The 16807-nt window shown below is 55.2% G+C and carries 16 protein-coding genes and 2 pseudogenes; 8 read left to right on the top strand and 10 right to left on the bottom strand.

Annotation, left to right across the window (positions count from 1 at the left end):
• Positions 1-77 precede the first annotated feature (77 nt).
• Positions 78-1397, bottom strand: a pseudogene (locus tag AC244Q_RS26770) (amidohydrolase family protein); the annotation flags it as partial.
• A 576-nt stretch (positions 1398-1973) separates the two neighbouring features.
• Here AC244Q_RS26770 and AC244Q_RS26765 point away from each other — a divergent pair.
• Positions 1974-2779: pseudogene (locus tag AC244Q_RS26765) on the top strand (IS3 family transposase); the annotation flags it as partial.
• A 101-nt stretch (positions 2780-2880) separates the two neighbouring features.
• Here the strand turns inward: AC244Q_RS26765 and AC244Q_RS26760 are convergent.
• Complete coding sequence (locus AC244Q_RS26760) at positions 2881-3294, bottom strand: DUF6984 family protein (RefSeq protein WP_128406319.1); 414 nt, start codon at positions 3292-3294, stop codon at positions 2881-2883.
• A 306-nt stretch (positions 3295-3600) separates the two neighbouring features.
• On the bottom strand, positions 3601-4851 hold the full coding sequence (locus AC244Q_RS26755; RefSeq protein ID WP_128406318.1) for a YncE family protein: 1251 nt from the start codon (positions 4849-4851) through the stop codon (positions 3601-3603).
• Positions 4852-5598: 747 nt separating this feature from the next.
• On the opposite strand from AC244Q_RS26755, the gene AC244Q_RS26750 reads away from it, so the two are divergent.
• Together AC244Q_RS26750 and AC244Q_RS26745 are read left to right on the top strand one after the other, a co-directional pair.
• Entirely contained in the window at positions 5599-6048 is a 450-nt protein-coding gene (locus AC244Q_RS26750; RefSeq protein ID WP_245460446.1) for a DUF6984 family protein, read from the top strand.
• Positions 6049-6122: 74 nt separating this feature from the next.
• On the top strand, positions 6123-6860 hold the full coding sequence (locus tag AC244Q_RS26745) for an IS1595 family transposase (protein WP_164902303.1): 738 nt from the start codon (positions 6123-6125) through the stop codon (positions 6858-6860).
• Positions 6861-7347: 487 nt separating this feature from the next.
• Here AC244Q_RS26745 and AC244Q_RS26740 read toward each other — a convergent pair whose 3' ends face one another.
• Together AC244Q_RS26740 and AC244Q_RS26735 are read right to left on the bottom strand one after the other, a co-directional pair.
• Positions 7348-7728: a VOC family protein gene (locus AC244Q_RS26740; RefSeq protein WP_128406345.1), complete on the bottom strand. Its 381-nt coding sequence runs from the start codon at positions 7726-7728 to the stop codon at positions 7348-7350.
• Between the two features lie 41 nt (positions 7729-7769).
• Positions 7770-8024 carry a GNAT family N-acetyltransferase gene (locus AC244Q_RS26735; RefSeq protein ID WP_245460445.1) on the bottom strand — a complete coding sequence of 85 codons (255 nt, stop codon included), beginning with the start codon at positions 8022-8024 and terminating at the stop codon, positions 7770-7772.
• A 459-nt stretch (positions 8025-8483) separates the two neighbouring features.
• Between AC244Q_RS26735 and AC244Q_RS26730 the strand changes: the two genes are divergently transcribed.
• The 5 genes from AC244Q_RS26730 (at position 8484) to AC244Q_RS26710 (ending at position 12482) form a co-directional block, all read left to right on the top strand.
• Entirely contained in the window at positions 8484-8798 is a 315-nt protein-coding gene (locus tag AC244Q_RS26730) for a hypothetical protein (protein ID WP_128406316.1), read from the top strand.
• 937 nt (positions 8799-9735) lie between these two features.
• Positions 9736-10866 (top strand): RNA ligase, encoded by a 1131-nt coding sequence (locus AC244Q_RS26725; protein WP_128406314.1) that lies wholly within the window; start codon positions 9736-9738, stop codon positions 10864-10866.
• Positions 10867-11009: 143 nt separating this feature from the next.
• Positions 11010-11198, top strand: coding sequence for a hypothetical protein (locus tag AC244Q_RS26720; RefSeq protein WP_128406313.1), 189 nt, complete (start codon positions 11010-11012; stop codon positions 11196-11198).
• A 99-nt stretch (positions 11199-11297) separates the two neighbouring features.
• Positions 11298-11972: an alpha/beta fold hydrolase gene (locus AC244Q_RS26715; RefSeq protein ID WP_487764152.1), complete on the top strand. Its 675-nt coding sequence runs from the start codon at positions 11298-11300 to the stop codon at positions 11970-11972.
• Positions 11973-12020: 48 nt separating this feature from the next.
• Positions 12021-12482 (top strand): GNAT family N-acetyltransferase, encoded by a 462-nt coding sequence (locus AC244Q_RS26710; RefSeq protein ID WP_128406311.1) that lies wholly within the window; start codon positions 12021-12023, stop codon positions 12480-12482.
• Between the two features lie 97 nt (positions 12483-12579).
• Here AC244Q_RS26710 and AC244Q_RS26705 read toward each other — a convergent pair whose 3' ends face one another.
• From AC244Q_RS26705 to aspS, 5 genes are all read right to left on the bottom strand, one after another.
• Positions 12580-13599, bottom strand: coding sequence for a hypothetical protein (locus tag AC244Q_RS26705; RefSeq protein ID WP_128406310.1), 1020 nt, complete (start codon positions 13597-13599; stop codon positions 12580-12582).
• 176 nt (positions 13600-13775) lie between these two features.
• Positions 13776-14126 (bottom strand): hypothetical protein, encoded by a 351-nt coding sequence (locus AC244Q_RS26700; protein ID WP_128408319.1) that lies wholly within the window; start codon positions 14124-14126, stop codon positions 13776-13778.
• Between the two features lie 20 nt (positions 14127-14146).
• Complete coding sequence (locus AC244Q_RS26695; protein WP_128408116.1) at positions 14147-14464, bottom strand: YdcA family protein; 318 nt, start codon at positions 14462-14464, stop codon at positions 14147-14149.
• Positions 14465-14623: 159 nt separating this feature from the next.
• The gene (locus AC244Q_RS26690; protein WP_128408105.1) at positions 14624-15034 is read right to left on the bottom strand and encodes a GNAT family N-acetyltransferase; all 411 of its coding nucleotides are present in this window, start codon (positions 15032-15034) and stop codon (positions 14624-14626) included.
• A gap of 243 nt (positions 15035-15277) precedes the next feature.
• Positions 15278-16594, bottom strand: coding sequence for an aspartate--tRNA(Asn) ligase (aspS, locus tag AC244Q_RS26685; protein WP_206641139.1), 1317 nt, complete (start codon positions 16592-16594; stop codon positions 15278-15280).
• Positions 16595-16807: the final 213 nt, after the last annotated feature.

The following is a 16807-nucleotide window of genomic DNA, read 5'->3' as shown; positions in this document are numbered from 1 at the left end:
CCGTGGGTTGAGGATGTTTGGTTTCGTGCCGACGGGGAAGCTTTCCGGGGAGACACTCGAGGTTTGATTTTCCGATTTCATTTCTCGCCGTAGTATGTTCCGAAATACTTGACCGGCGACCACGCAGGCAAAATCGGCGGGAGGGTCGGCGAAAGGGCGGCGTAGTCCTGCGCACCAAAGACGACCCTGCCGTCCATGACGGTGAGCACTGACGAGACTGACTTGATCTGATCGTCCGGAACCGAGAAGTAATCCCGGTCCAGGATGGCGAAATCTGCGAGACTGCCGGGAGCAATCAATCCCATCTCGGATTCCGTGTTCATGAACCAGGCGGGCCCCTTGGTGAAGAGTTTGAGCGCTTCGTCGCGGGTGAGCCTGTTTTCAGGAGCAAGCACTTCGGATCCCGACAGAGACCTGCCGGTGACCATCCAGCTCAGACCCACCCAGGGATTGAACGTGGCGGCACGAAAAGCACCGGTGCTCATTGCAAGCGGAATGCCGCTATCGACAAGCTGGCGTAGATGCGGCGTCCGCGGGGCCTGCTCGCGCCCATGGCTCTTGATGAAAGCGTCGCCATGAAGTGCCATCTTGTGATCCAGCGCGATGCCTCCGCCCAGTTTCTTCACCCGTTCGATATTTTCCGGGCTGATTGTCTCGGCATGCTCGAGGCTCCACCGCAGTCCATTGAAAGGGATCTCCTTGTTGAGAGCTTCCAACGCGTCGAGGAACGGCGTTATATTCTCGTTGTAGCTGATATGCTCGCGGAACGGCATCCGCCTCTGGACGAGCTTCCTGATTTCCCGGTCAACCAGCCGATGCATATGCTCGGGAGGAATGATGACGGCCGGACGCTCGAAGTTCTCATGATCGTGCACCTCCGCCTCGAGGACTTCGCCTGCGCCTCGATACTCGTGCCCGTGCGCCAGCGATGGATCCAGATTCTGTCCAGGACTGATCGGCGCCGTCTTCGTGATCGCCGCGAGCTGCAAGTCCGTCATGCTGACGCCGGGTCCGCCGCCGAGCTGTAGGACAATGAAGAGCATGCGAACGTTCACTCGCTTTTCCCGTGAGAGAACTTCAACCATCGACTGGGCTTTTGGATATCCCCACCTGCTGCCGGCATCAATGACGGAGGTGACACCGAAGCGGTTCAAACCGTGGATGCTCGAGGTCAGCGAGCTTACTTCCTCGTCGAAGGAGAGTTGCGGCACCATGGTTTCAAGAGCAACGAACGTCCAGGTGTTGCCGAAGACGACGCCGGTGTATCTGCCATCGCCGTCCCGTTCGAATTCCGTGTCGGGAAGCTTTGGAAACCGATCGGTCCCGACGCCAAGCGTTCCCATCGCCTGCTTGTTCAAGAAGGCCCGATTGTACGCGTATTGAACGATCAACGAGCGCGTCTCAATTTCTCAAATTGAGCGGAAGCGGGTAAATCTCGGGATCGATTCTCTCGGAAAGATCGCGAGCGTCCTCGGATGCGACATTCTTGAACTGTTCGTCAAACCGGCGATGGGCGAGCAACAACCACAGAATTTACGGCGTGGCCGCCGCTCGCTTTAAAATCCAGTGGTGCGGCAGATGATATCCTTTAGCTCCCCAGATTCAAATTTGAACGTCTTGAGAAACGAACCGGCGACCTTCACCCTACCCTGTGCGACCGTCATCCTATGCTGCTCCCACGCCTAGTTGTTGAGGTGTAAGCATATTTATGGAACTCGTTGAGTGACGTGGGACATGACCGCATTCAACCTACCGGTGAACGGGTCTTCGAAGATGAGGTTCTTGCACGCCCGGACTTCGCGATCCTAGCTTGGCTGCGGTCGGTCTCGCTGCACCCCTGGTCGAGGAGACCTCACCTTCTAAACTCATGACGAAATCCTTACGACGGGCCCGCCGAGAACTCCATGAGCGGCAGGGTTTAGTCGAACATCTTTTTGATCGTCGCGATTGGGATGAACATCCGCATCGCATTTCGACCGCCGGAGGTCGATCTGCGAGCGAAGCTGCGTGACCTCGCTAATGAGCGACGGCGTTTCGGCTACCGGCGGCTATTCATCCTGCTTCGGCGAGACGGGGAGTTGTCCGGGGTCAATCGCATATACCGTCTTTATCGCGAGGAAGGTCTTTCCGTTCGTAAGCGAAAGGCCCGTCGGCGTGCTGTCGGCACGCGTGCGCCGATCCTGGTCGAAGCGAAGGCCAATGCCCGCTGGTCGCTGGATTTCGTCCACGACCAGTTTGCCTGCGGTAGACGCTTCCGGGTGCTAAACGTTGTAGATGATGTGACGCGCGAATGCCTGGCGGCAATCCCCGACACGTCGATCTCCGGTCGCCGTGTTGCTCGGGAACTGACGACGCTGATCGAACGACGCGGCAAGCCTGACATGATTGTCTCCGACAACGGCACCGAATTCACCTCGAATGCCATTCTTGCCTGGTCGAAGGATCACAAGGTCGAGTGGCACTACATCGCGCCGGGAAAGCCAATGCAGAACGGCTATGTCGAGAGTTTCAACGGTCGCATGCGCGACGAGTTGCTCAACGAGAGCCTCTTCTTCGGCCTCGATCATGCCCGCAGCGCCATCGCTGAATGGGCTGAGGATTATAACCATTTCCGGCCGCACTCATCGCTCGGATATCAGACCCCGGCAGACTATGCCGGGACAATCGCCGCAACCGGCTCCAACGCTGCGCAGATGAAAGCTTCGCGTTTCCGCCGGTTGCTCACACCGCGCCATTTGGCGTATTCAAAGCCGCCGAGGCTCTAACCGCCGCTGGATGAAAGTTCAGTGGCAGGTCAGCTCTACCCAAAGACATCTGCCGTTCCTTCTCAGATAAAACCATGCACGATGTCACACTGGTCGCGGTTGATAGCGTCGCTGCTTAATAGAAATGAACCCTCGAAAGGTCGATTTCGTATGGATCGGTCACGATTGTGCTGCCGTCCTCTTTGTAAATCTCAAGTTCAGAAAGTCGGCCGTCGGTGACATGCAACGCTAGACGCACGATTTTTGCCACACTTAGAAAGCTGTTTTTGCTGGTTTTGTCGTCATAGAAGCCTTCGACTGGAATTTTGTCGTTCTCTCGCGGCGACGGCGCATCACTGTCTTTTACTTCCGCTACCGGGCCGCTCGTCCGGAGCTTCAAACTTCCTTCAGGGCTAACCCGCATGACCTCCACTGAGTTCATCTGCTCAAGAATTTCTGCTCTGCCCTGAAAATCGTCTCGCAGAAGGTGCATCAAAAGGGCGCGTTCCCCTGGGTCGATCTCTCTCCAATGTTCCCGACTATCGACCATTTCTCACCACGCACCTGCCAAAGTTTCGACCAGTCAGAGAAGTCTGAGGGGAGCTTGTGACGCTGTCAACGTCCGCACACCGGCTATTGGCGTCTCTATCCTATCGGTGGCCTCCGAAAGGGAAAAGGCCGAGTTGTCAGCGTGGCAGGGGAACAGCGCTTACATTGAATTGTTTATGGGATCCCATGAACAATTCTCTCCATCCCTTCATGGGCGAACGCGCGATCAACGCCGTCTGGACCACGAAAGCCCTTATGAAGCCGTAGAGGACATACTTGGATATCTTGCCTTCTATCCAAACGACACTTATTCGATCACGGCATATGTAGCCACAATCGTTCCACCAGTGACGAATGCGGACTTACTGTCAGCGGAGAATGACAGGCCTATCGGCCCCCAACCCGGCTGCCGGATTTTCTGAATCACTTTACCAGATGTCATTGAAATCAATGCAAGTGCGGCTCCTTGCTCGTCCGGGAGCGATATCAAACCCCAGCGGCCATCTGGGCTGACGGCCGGATGCAGACTCCGGGAAAAATACGAAGCAGTGCCAGAAATCGTCCATCTCACGAGACCGGTTGAGAGGTCCCGGAATTCAGCGATCATTCCCGATTGTGGTATGGGCTGGGGGCAACGATCTGAGAGTTCACACACCCAACCCGTCGCGCTCAGGTTGCCCATTATCAAGACGCTCGAGGCATCGCTCGAAAGCACGAACGGCGACCAGCGGGCAGTCGGTGGTAAAGGAACGACTTGCGGGGATTGACCTTGAACCCAGAGCAACCATTTGCTGGGTTCCCATTTCACGAGAACGTGTGCCTTCCCGGATGGGTCGATCTTGGATTTAACAGCTTCCAGGCTTCTTTGATCGGCTAGCCCTGGCACGCTTGCCTTTTCCACTGCTTGTAAAATCGCTCCGGTATGAGCGTCAACGAAAGCGAGCGTTTGTCTATTCTGGTCTTCCTTTTCGTCGCCACGCTCGTCCATCCCAAAGCCCGCAAGTGCTAACCCCGAACCATCGATCCAGTAAATCCTATCGAGTGAGCCATCTGGATGAGTGAGTTCGGGCAGCTTCGTCTGTGAGCCATCCACTCTGAAGATATATGGCCGCAGAGAACTATTCGAGACGCTGCCGGCAACGGTCGTCTCACGCTTCACGCCGATGACTGACGAGGAGTCATTCAGCCAGGTAAAGGGAGCCGTCAGTGTGAAGAGGTCTCCAGGAAGTCTTTCATTCACCGTATGAGCGCGACCACCACGCGTCACATCACCAAGCCACAAACCTTTCCAGGAACCGAACGCGTAGACAAGCTCGCCGTTTGGCGACAGCGCAGGCGGGACCATCCTCGGCCAGCCTTCTGGGATCGGCGTGCACCGCAAGGTCTTGAACTTCATCGGACCGGCGGGCGTCGGCTCAAGCATGGTGAGAGTGGGACGCCAATTGTCGCCGTAGCAGCCAATCCGTTCAGGAGCAGCGATGACCGCATCGACAGCCCCAAATGCCGCGATTGCTGATCCTATGGTAACGGCAATTACTGACGCTGCTTTCAAATTCATCCAATCCCCGCTCCGAGCCGAATCGCAAACATTTCGCCGTTACCGATGGAGTTTCAAGGCTTCCTCGCTCGCCGGTGAGCCATCCGCGCTGTTGTTCCAAATAACCGTTTGCGGGACGTCTTCGCAACGGCAACCTGCAGGCCAGCGATCAAATGCCTGCTCAGCTAGCATTGATAATCCCAGACGGGTCGTTTCCCTGATCTCGGAAAATCGTAACGCAGAGGGACAACGTGGGGACAGAACACCGGTTACCGTTCAGTCATGATCCAAGTCTACCGCTATAAAACTTATAATTCTTGTTTTTGTGCAGCCCCGAGTGAGGCAATAATAGCTACCTTCGGCAGCATCGATCAATTTGAAACTTCTTTGGCGGAGGGGCGAAATTCGGCCCACCTTCCAATCCCGAGTATCTGGCGGTGTGGGGTAGCCGTAATTCATCACGGCTTCGTCGCCTTCTTCGAGAGATGCTGGGACCCTATCGAAATCGTTGACTCAGAACCACCTGCGAGAATGACTACCTCTGGCGTAAACGGTCACAGGCCATCACGCCCAGAGCGTGAGTCTATGATCCATCCAAAGGCTCCGGAAATGATGTTCGGTTTGGGCCGACAGCAGTAAGCGCTGCTTCCTTCGCACCTTGACCACTCGGCGCTGTTCCGTTTCCAAGAACCGCCGCCGGGATGGAGATGCCAATACGCGGGATGCGGACGTTGACAGCCTCACAGGCTCCACTCAGATTTCACTGTAATGGTCGAAACTTTTGCAGGTGAGTTGCGAGGAATGGTCGATAATTCAGAACATTGGAGAGAGATCGATCCAAGGGAACGCGCCCTTTTGATGCACCTTGTGCGAGGCGAATTTCAGGGCAAAGCAGAAATTCTTCAGCAGATGAACTCAGTAGAGGTGATGCGGGTTAGCCCCGAAGGAAGTTTGAGGCTCCGGACGAGCGGCCCTGTAGCGGACGTTAGAGACAATGACGCGCCTTCGCCGCGAGCAAACGACAAAATTCCAGTTGAAGGTTTCTATGACGACGAAGCCGACGACAAAAAAGGCTTTCTAAGTGTCGCAAAACTCGTGCGCCTAGCCCTGCATGTCACCGACGGTCGACTTTCTGAGCTTGAGATTTACAAAGAGGACGGCAGCACAATCGTGACCGGTCCTTACGAAATCGAACTTTCGAGAGTTCATTTCTATTGAAAAGCCACGCTTTTTAACCACCGCCAGCGTGACGCATCGTGCATGGTCTTATCTGGGAGGACCGGCAGAAGTCTTTGGGTACAGCTTATGCAGCCTGGAAGTACCCGGCGCGATGCCGCCTGCAGCGCATCGTCAACATCAACCGCGAGAGCCTGCACGCCTTCATCCGGGATAACACCGCCGTCGGCAGCCTGCTTGTTACCGACGGCAACACCGCGTACAGGCGCATGCCGAATCGCGGCCACCAGGCGATCAACCTGAGCGCGGTGGATGCGCCACCCGCGCATGAAATCCTACCCTGGGTGCATCGGCTGTTCTCGAACTTCAAACGATGGAGCTACGGAACCTACCATGGCGTCCGCGACAAGCACGTCGACATCTACGCCAACGAGTTCGTCTTCCTTTGGAACCGCCGACGGCACTTCCAGACCAACGTTGATACCATCCTCGGTCTCGGCCAGCGGATCGGACGAACGACCTGGCGCGACGTCGTCGGCGACACACTGGAATGGAAGACGGCGCACGAGGACCAGATTCTCGCCATGGTCAGTCCCGACAGGCTCGACCGCGCCAAGGACTACGCCGTGGAACACGGCTGCGACATCTTCGACGCCCTGGATGAAGTCCGACGGAACGAGAAGAGGTGGCGATATGGTCGAAGGATGCCGAGGCGCTCTGCCCTTCCACCAAGGCGGGCAGGCGAGGAACCAAGTACGCGTCGGTACGTCCATCCGCCAAGCATGGCTCCCGAAGAAATCGCTAGAGGCTATCTCCGCCATGTTCCCATCGGCTCGAAGATAACCACAGCCTGATAGAAAACATCTCCGCCCATCACATACGGCCGAGTGCGCCCGACGACCAGGCGTAGCCACGCCTTCCGAGCTGGGTGAAACTGGTGTATCAACTCTCTTACAAGTGGTGTTTCTCGTGCAGGGCGGAGAATATGATCTACATCGCGATAGCTATTGCTCAGACCATCGACCCCTTACGCATCGCACTTGTCATCTTGTGCTTGGGAATGATCTGGAAAACGGTTGCGCCTCAGCGCAGATTGTTTGCGGCCGCAATTTCGCTCGCGACCATCGCCCTATTTTGGAGCGCCTACATCGAAACCGCACGCATCCTTCGGGGTTCGCCACTTCCCCGAGAGTTTGCGTCTGAGACAGTGATATTCATAATGGTCACCCTCGCAGGGCTCGTTGCGAACGTTGTTATTGCAGCCATCGCATTGGGATGCTGCAAACTCTTCCGTCTTGCGCACGGACCGATCTCAGGTGAGTATGGCGGAAGTCCTCGACATTAATTTTCGTTTTTACGGCTGGTCACTCTCACATAGTAACCGTCAGGATCGACAAGGCGAAAGTCACGCAGCCCCCAAGGCTGCAGAGCAAGATCGGAGACTGGCCATCCGCTCTCTTTTGCCGCTCGATAGGCATCCTCGACGTTACCGGCCTTCAAGACGATCTCGACGCCGAGGCCAGCTCTCTGGCCGGATGCGATCCGAAGCGGATGATCGGTCGAGAGGACGCTACGCGAATTGATCGCGACCACCGCGTCACCATTTTTCAACATCGTGTATTCGGTGCCCGCCGAGCCCTGGACTTCAAAGCCCAGAACCCGCCGATAGAATTCAAGCGATTTTTCAGGGCTCTCGACAAATAGCTCCAAGCTCAGTTGCAACTGGTGCCTCCTTTTCTTTTCTTCTGGAACGGCCAGAAGACTCACAGTGATCGCTCGAAAAGTAGCTCACCATCTTTTTCGCCGATATGTTCCCAACCTGCCGCTCTATAGAATTTCTCCGCCCGGGTGTTTGGATCGGTCCTGAGCCATGCGTGTCCGATCCCCGCAGCCTTGAGGCAAGTGCAGGATTCTGCAAGTAGGATCGAGCCGATTCCTTTTCGTTCGAATCCGGGAGCCAAAAAAAAGCGCACAAATGTTTCCGTTGCGTGGGTCGGCCGCAGAAAAACCGACAACATCGCCGTTCTCTTCCCAAACGGCCACTCCCGGATTGGCTACAAACCAGTTGTATTCATCATCGGTAACCCTTGTGGAGTCGCCCACCACGTTTTCGACAACTGACGAACGGACAGATTTCAGCGCTAAGAGGTCACTCGGAACCGCTTTTCGGAGCATGCAATGATCTCTCGATAGCTTGCGAAGACTTGCACAATGGCTCTTTGTGGCCTTTGATTCAATGTCCGCGCTCCGTGCGAAGCGGCGCGATCCCATGAGTGCCGGATATTGGCTGGACCCGCGCGGATCGGGCTAGGCCCGCATAACCAAATGATGCCGCCGAATATCACGACGAGAAAGCATGGATGATTTTCTGGGCGAACTTGATCACCGCAAAAGTTGAAGCTACTGCCTAAAGCAGAGACTTCGGACAACAAGGGGCATTGATGCGACGGTATTTCCTAAGTTTAGTCAAATTCTTGATGAAACAAGAGCAGATATATGGAGTTTCTGCGTTAATTGCCGGGCTTTTTCTGTCGGTGTTGGCTTGGATTCCATTCATGGCTATCGCAGCAACATTGTCGTTCGAGTTTGCGATAGGGGGAGAACTGGCAGTGGTCTGTGTTTTGATGCTGTTTTCTCCTGCGATTATTTTGTTTTATGTTTCGTTTGCTTTGCTCGCTGATGAGGTCTCTGGGAAGCTTACAGGGCGAGCCGTGTTTGGAATGCAAACCGGTTCTCTCAAGGGAAAAATACGGCGAATGGTGGGGTCCACAACCAGCAACCCGCCGCGTTGAAGAGATGTAAGCAGATGGTCGCCGCCAAGTTCAGGTGTCCCGAACCGTCAACGACTGAGCTTTTAAGGTGTTGATGAAATCAGCGACTAGATCGATTGAAGTCGCCTCGACAGCTAGCCTGTCCAAATGGTTCGCAATTTCCTCGCATTCGTTTTGAGAGAGGGAACGGAGAGTCGATCTGACTACGTTGTAGTCGGGGGTCCCGCGAGAAGCGAAGGAGCGGTTGATGACGAAGCACTCCGTTTTTCCGTCAAGTCGTTCAACAGACAGGGCAAGCGAGCCACCGTCAGGTGCGACGGCGTAGTCAACGATCAATGTGAACACGGCGAGTCCGATCCGTTCGAGTCTCTTCTTCCATCAGAACGCATACCTTGGGGAGCGACTATCGCCGAGATTTTTGGGCGGCCCATTCTGCAATTTTGGTCGCTGCTTCCGTCGGGGACAAATCCGTAACATCAAGCCGCAGCAGGTTGGCCTCGTCGATGCCTGCAAGGACTTTGCCGTGGACGTGATTTCTCTTTGCCATTTCAGCAATCGCGTGGCTTCCTTTTCGCAGCTCGCCCGGCTGCCTCGATGCGGCGGATGTTCTCTTCAAGATCATAAGGTGTGATTGGCGCACCGCTTACGGCAGAGTTCAAGTCGCCAGAGTTCATCGAAGCGGTGGCAGCCTAGATAATGCCGCGAGAATTCTTTGAGCATGATTGATCGAGCCGTTATCTCGAATCGGTTTCACGCTTCGACGCGGGGATCGCGAACGCCAGCAGCGAAATCATTGGCAAAGGGCTTTGCTGGGTCCGAACCCAATAGGCGTTACATCCACCAGAGCGGGCAATCAAATCTATTAGTAAATCGCGTTTGACGGCGTGGAACGGCTGAACAATTGATAAATTTAGCCAAAATTAATTCTGAAGGCGATAAAAGAGGATGCTGTGAAAAGATGAACGACCCGATACACCCTGCACGCCAAATCCCGTTTCCCGACCTTATCGCTGGCTTGAAGCGAGCCCAAGGACTTGGCCATGTCCATCGCCGTCCGAACGCAACCAATACTTTGCAGCTCTACATCTATACGCCCCGGTGCGTATATGAGGATGGTTGGGATCAGTTTTCGCTGATCGCTCGCGGTCTCATTGTGGACGAGGGCGCTGGTCGGGTCGTTGCCACGCCGTTTCCGAAGTTCTTCAATGTCGGCGAGCGGCATGGCGAAGTGCCCGATTTGCCGTTTGAGGCGTTCGAAAAGCTCGATGGTAGTCTGATAATCGTGTTCAATGATGCTGGCCGTTGGCACGCAGCCACCAAAGGCGCGTTCGACTCCGAACAGGCCCTATGGGCTCAAGCACGCTTGGATGCCCACGATCTCTCCGGTCTGTCGCCGGATACGACATATCTGTTCGAGGCGGTATATCCGGAAAACAGAATTGTCGTGCGATATGCGGAGCCTGCCATGGTGATGTTGGCGGCCTACCACGCTTCAGGTCTTGAAGTAACCTACGACGAGGTTCGAACGACCAGCCAAGCGTTGGGATGGCGTGCGGCCGAACGCCATGAGTTCGGGAAAATGGCGGACATGATGCTCCATACTGCAACGCTCCCACGCGACAACGAGGGATTTGTGGTTAGATTCACAAATGGCTTGCGCCTCAAACTCAAAGGCTCCGAGTACCGTCGTATCCATGCGTTGATCTCACGCTGCACGCCATTGGCAATGTGGGAAGCAATGGCCGCTGGGGACGACATGGCCGCGATTCGTCGTGATTTGCCGGAAGAGTTTTGGAGCGATTTTGACAACATCGTCCTCCTCCTGACGAAGGAATACGCGGCGATGGAAAGGAGGGTCGCTGAACTGGCAGCATCTGTCGCCCATCTTTCCGATAAAGAGTTGGGATTGTCGCTCAATTCACTGCCTGCTGACGTGGGTCCTTACGTTTTTGGTTTGCGAAAAGCAGGTGCAATCGTAGGTAAGTCCCGAGACGCGTTGATGCGTTCCATCAGACCCACTGGCAATGTGTTGCCAGGTTACCAGCCGTCATATGCCATGGGGCGTGTGATTGATGAGGCAACATCGTAGATTTGCAGCTTAAAGTAGCTCTGGCGTGAATGCGGGATTGGAAAAGGCCTCGGCTGAGAGGCTCCTTCGGCTGTGACATTGAGGCAATATGCGTTAAATAGCGGCATCAACCGTTCTGCCTCGAACAACACGGAGCGGAAACAATGAGCAAATTGACGAGAGCGGAAGTGTTTCAGCGTTTTGAAGCCGCGCTTGCCATATTAGGCGAAGAGGATTGCGAGGACGCGCAGGCCGATCTGAGGATGAAGAACCTGAGGAATTTAGTTCTGTGGGCAAGCCAAGATTCAGCGGTCAATCTCCACGACGTCGCTAATGATGTGGTTGCCAACTGACGTCCGCAATGGGCTGAACCGGGTTGAGCGAAAACGTAGCTTTAACCTGAGATTTTAACGAGTACGAGGTTGCATGTGGCTTCTGGTGGAAAGCTCGGATTGCTTCTCTTGCATGCGCTTCCGCTTGATGGCTCAATGTGGGATCGCCAGATCAATTTGTTGCCTGGTTCCACTTATGCACCAACGCTCTATTCCTTAAGCAACGGTGTCGAGGAGTGGGCCGCCTCGGCTTTGAGACAAGTCAACGAGGAACGCATTGTCGTGGTTGGCTGCTCGGTCGGTGGTTCTTGCGCGTTGGAGGTGGCCGCGATTGCCTCCGATAGGGTTGCGGCGCTGGTTCTCATTGGGACGAAGGCGAGGCACCGACCTGACCCGATCCTTCTTTTGTCCGCACTGGAAACGATGCAAAAGGAAGGGCTGGAAAAGGCTTGGAACGCATTCTGGGCACCGCTGTTTTCAAAGGCTGCTGCTGGCGCGGTGGTAGATGCGGCGAGGCTGACCTTCCTCCGCCAGCCTCCTGGCGATGTGGCGAGAGGAGTTACCGCATTTCATAGCCGTCCGTCCCGCGATGAAATCCTTTCAATGTTTTCCGGACAAGTTGCCGTGATTACCGGCGCGGAAGATACCGCCCCTGGTCCTCAAGTGAGTGCAGCTCAAGCGAACTCTGCGCGGCGAGGGAGGCTGTATGTCATCCCGGAGTGCGGGCATTACGTGCCGCTAGAGCAACCCGAACATCTGAATTCCATTCTGCGCAACGTGATAGCGGCCCAGTGACGCCCTTGAGCAGGCCGAATCCGCTCAAACACAAGTGGGAGGTGGAGAATGATGGTTCAGATCAGCCTAGCACAGCATGATGATGTAGCACCCTGGCTCCGGCTGGCTGAAGACGTTGTCCCGTTGTTTGGCCCTATGCCAGATTTTGATGCTATTCTCGTCCGGAAGATCGCCGAGCAGCGGACCTTCAGCGCAAGAACAGACATAGGGAGCGCAGGATTCATAGGAGGGGTTCTGATAGGTGGCAGCGACTTGAAACACGCGATCCGCTGGCTTGCGGTCTCTTCGGAGTTTCGAAGGCTTGCCGTCGGTAAGATGCTTATCGAGGCTGCCCTTTCCAGCATCCCATCTGACTCCACCGTTCATGTCGATACTTTTATCGCAGGTAGTCCAGGAGCGGAAGCAACTAAGCGACTCTATAAGGGCTGCGGCTTCGTTCCATTGGAAGTCTGGAGAGAGGGCGAGGTGGTTCGCCAACGGTATATGCGACCGCCGTTAAGGCGGCCGTAGTACCGACCGCCAATGGCGCGAGGCTGCCGTCCCCGTCATGGCGGCGGTCCTCGAAACTGCATAATGCATCGTGGTCAAGGTATGAGAGGGACAGCGCTTACTTTTGAGGCTCGAAGGAAAACGGTGCAGGCGCTGATCGATGGAGCAACACATCGACTTGTCGCTTCAAATGACGATTGATCTCGGGAATTTGCTCGCGCTTGATCTGCCAAGGCCCTTTTGTATTTCCTTTGAGCGTCTTTCGCTGCATGTCGAAAGATAGTTTGAACCGGACCAGCGCTACCGCGTTCTCATCATCCGCAAAGAACGAGGCCATCGCGGTTTCCTCGTCCGGATCAAAAGTGTGGACCTGTATTTCGGCGCGACCGAAGGGTGGCAGAGCTTTGAAACCCGCCAATTCCATCCATTTCAGCCCTTCTGCATCGACCGTGCAGCAAAAGGGGATGCCGCCGAAGCCGCCCGACTTTTCAATGCGATGCGCTATCCACCAGTCGTTTTGCCAGTCTTCATAGCCGAAGAGCATTCTCTCAAGGCGCTCAAAGTGCTCGTTCCATCCGCCACCCGCTTTCCAAATCAGGTTCATGGCAGGGATGCGCCATTCCTCCCCGTTCAGGGTGCAATAAACGTCGCGGACTGCTCGGTGATTGGGATCGATGAGATAGGGTATCAACGCTTCTGGAATTGGTTCGACGAAGACCTCCTTGTGAAGGACGCCTTTCTCCACCCACCGATCAAAGGCTTCTTCCGTTCTTGGGAGAATGTCTGTGAATCTCGCGAGTTTCTTCCTGCCCTCCAGCATCAGCGGCAGCTCGAAATTAGTGTGAACGAGATAGGGGACATCCCGTATTGAACGGCCTTTCTGCTGCCGTTCCAACCAAATCTCGACCTCGGGAAGCTTAAGGCGGGCCGGGTCGAACCCGACGTCGAAACGCTGGTTGATGGCATCCATTTCGCCGGGCTCGACAATATAGCACCCAGCAAATTCGGGATCGGCATCAATATCCCGGTCAATGATTGCCTGCAGCGCCGCGAGGTCGTCGACGGTAAACCGAGTTTCGAGGACTGAGCACCAGCGGTCCAAATCAAATGCACTGAGGATGAAGCTAGCCTGGCTCATGGATGATCCTTCAATCGAGCTGTGGCCGCCTGGCCCGTATCTGACCGCCACGCTCTCCGCCATCGTCAATGGCCACAAAGAGGGCTAGATCGAGGAAATGCTGCCATGGAACCGGTCCGCCACGATGTGATTCTCAGGTATGCAGAGGGTCTTTGCCAGTCACATCATTTCTGCTTTTAAGCGCGAGAGGGGCGTCGTAACAGCCGCCAGAGGCCCATTCCATTCAAGATGGCAAGCATGCCAGCAAAAAACATAACGAAACCGGCTGTAATACCTGCGCCAAAACCCACTGGACCGTCATAGACACCGGCATCAATAGCGCCTTGCACCTGATCTCCGTACCAATCGGCCCACACGTACAGAGCACCCACCTCCACACAATACAAGGCAATCGCGCCCGTTGTTCCTGAGAGACGTTTGACGAGAGCGATAAAATGATGAATGGCCCAAGCGAACGGGCTTGCGGAAAGAAAGACAATAAAGAGCACCACCGTTGGTCCAACGATATATCTCGCTATCTCGTTCACAATCGTCTCCAGACCACACCTCAACGCCGCAGATAGCTCTTTGACCCGTCATCGGTAATGCAATAGCGGCCGCCACGCGGACCGGTGCAATACGAGCCGGTCCGACATGAACAGCTCGTCGAGCTGGTCGGCTCCATCTCAGCTGCGCCAGACCCCAGTAGACCGAGACCGCCCACTACTGCTTCGCAGGACTTCTTACTTCCGCTCACCGACCCATCACGGCAGATGAAGGTCGATCCCTGACAATGATCGATGCCACCCTTCTTGCCACTACAGGGCGTGTTGGTTGCGCATGCGGAAGACGACAGCATGCAACTGACGGCAAACGCCACGACCATCAATGTCCGAAAAAGAAATGCCGATAATTCCTGTGGCATGCTGGCCGCCGCAAATTTTGATCAGCCAGTATAATTTGATACACGTGAAAGACGAGTTACCGGAGCCAAGGTCATCCTCCGTGTGAGACCTTAGCGGACCCATTGAAAATCGCGCAGACCTCAAATTGATCGTTCGAAAAGAAGCTCATTATCCTTTGCGCCGACGTGTTCCCAACCAGCCGCGCGATAAAATCTCTCGGCGCGGGTGTTTGGATCGGTGGTGAGCCAAGCGCGTCCGACGCCCGCTGCCTTAAGGCAGGCGCAGGCCTCGGCCAGCAAAGTTGAGCCGATCCCATTCCCTTCAAAATCGGGAACCACAAAAAGCGCCCAGATGTTTCCGTCGCGTGGGTTGGCTGCGGAAAAGCCAACTATTTCGCCGCGCTCTTCCCAAACGGACACGCCCGGGTTTCTGACAAACCATTCGTAGTCCGCATCGGTGACCTTGGACGGGTCGCCCAAGACGTTTTCGACGACCGACGCCCGGATAGCTTTGAGCGCCAGGAGGTCAGTTAGAGCCGCTTTTCGGAGCATGCAAGGAACTCTCGATATCCTGCGATGGCTTGCACAATGCCTCGCTGGGGCGGCCGATTCAATGACCGCTCTCAGTGCGAGGTGGACGCCCACGACTGCTTTTTGCCCAAACCGGTCGTCGCGCATTGGCGCGTTCCCGCCGAGTACATGCTCGACGGGAATATTTGCTCCAAGCGCGGGCTACGCAGAAACGAGAGGCGATAAGCAGATATTTCACGCTTATGAATGCCCCGTTATCAAAGATCAGGGGCGTAGCCGTTTTGGGGTACGGCTGAGCAGAGTTACTTCTCTGATGCTGTCGGTCTTTAATAGTCGCATCAATACGCGGGCCAGCCCGACACCCATTCCTCCATGTGGCGGGCATCCATAACGAAAGAACTCTAGGTAGTCTGAGAGTGCATTAAGCTTGTAGCCGCGCTCAGATGCTTGAGCTACCAGGCGGTCGTACCGATGTTCTCGTTGAGCACCTGTTGTGATCTCCATTCCTCGCCATAATAAATCGAAACCTTTCGTGAGATGAGGCTCGTCATCTCGACGCATATGGTAAAAAGCACGCCCTTTGGCAGGATAGTCGGTGATGAAAAGAAACTCGTGGCCCGTTTTTGCCGCCATCCATCCTGAGAGTAGGCGTTCTCCCTCGGCGTCGAGGTCGTGGGATTTTTGTAGGTCATGGCCCAATGTGCCGAGGGTCTCACGCGCCTGTTCGAAGGTGATTTTCGGGAAGGGAAGTTTCGGCGGTGATATTTCGACATCGAACAGCTCCTTGATGGCCGTGCCGTGAGCCTTGGCTACAGCACTCACGGAATGCGCTAGCCACCGCTCCTCCAAGTCCATTAAGTCGTAGTGGTCATCGATCCACGCAACCTCCATGTCGATTGAGGTGAATTCGGTCTCATGACGAGAGGTGAAAGACGGTTCCGCACGGAATGCGGGCCCAATCTCGAATACCCGTTCCATGCCTCCCGCAATCGCCATCTGCTTATAGAATTGAGGTGATTGGGCTAGAAAAGCTGTGGTGCCGAAATACTTTACGGCGAAAACCTCCGATCCCGATTCACTGAACGTGCCCATGAGCTTCGGTGAATGAAGCTCTCGGAAACCGTTCTTGGTCCAGAACGAGCGCATCGCTTCTTCAAGGGTCGTCTGGATAGAGAAAACGAGTTGCTGTCGTGGATATCTCAGACTGACCTGCCGATGGTCAATCCACTTGTCGAGACTCGACTCCTCGTCAATTGGCGAGCGAGCGTAAGCGAGCCCGCAGATGTCGGCAGTTTCGAGGCTAACTTCCAGGCCACCAAGTTTCACGCCGGGAGCCGAGGTTACCAGACCAGTGATGGCAACCGCGCTTTCCGGAGTGAGGGCATCGAGGACAGCGGTGAGCGAGAGATTGTCTTTGCTTTGGGTAAGCTGAACTTTTCCTGTGTGATCTCGGAGGACGATGAAGCGCAATCGCTTTTGATCGCGGATGGCCTCCGCAAAGCCGCAGAGCCTGACACGTTGGCCTACGAGCATAGGCAGCAGTGCAATTACGGATCGTTTTAAGGGGGATTTCTTAAGCATGACTATCTCCAGAAACGGAAACCGGATCAGAGAAGCCAAAACACAAGCCCTTCCGAAACCGGCAGGGCTGTGGTGATCAATGAGCTACGCTAGAACGCGCACACAATGTCCACGACCCCGAAGGGGCCGTTATTATTGATCGTGTTCTTCGACAACGTGCTCATATGGTCATCTGCACACAGGACGCTACGAAAGTAAACCCGCAAAAATCAT

The organism is Rhizobium sp. CB2179, from assembly GCF_057653455.1.
This window is presented reverse-complemented; position numbering and strand designations above follow the sequence as displayed.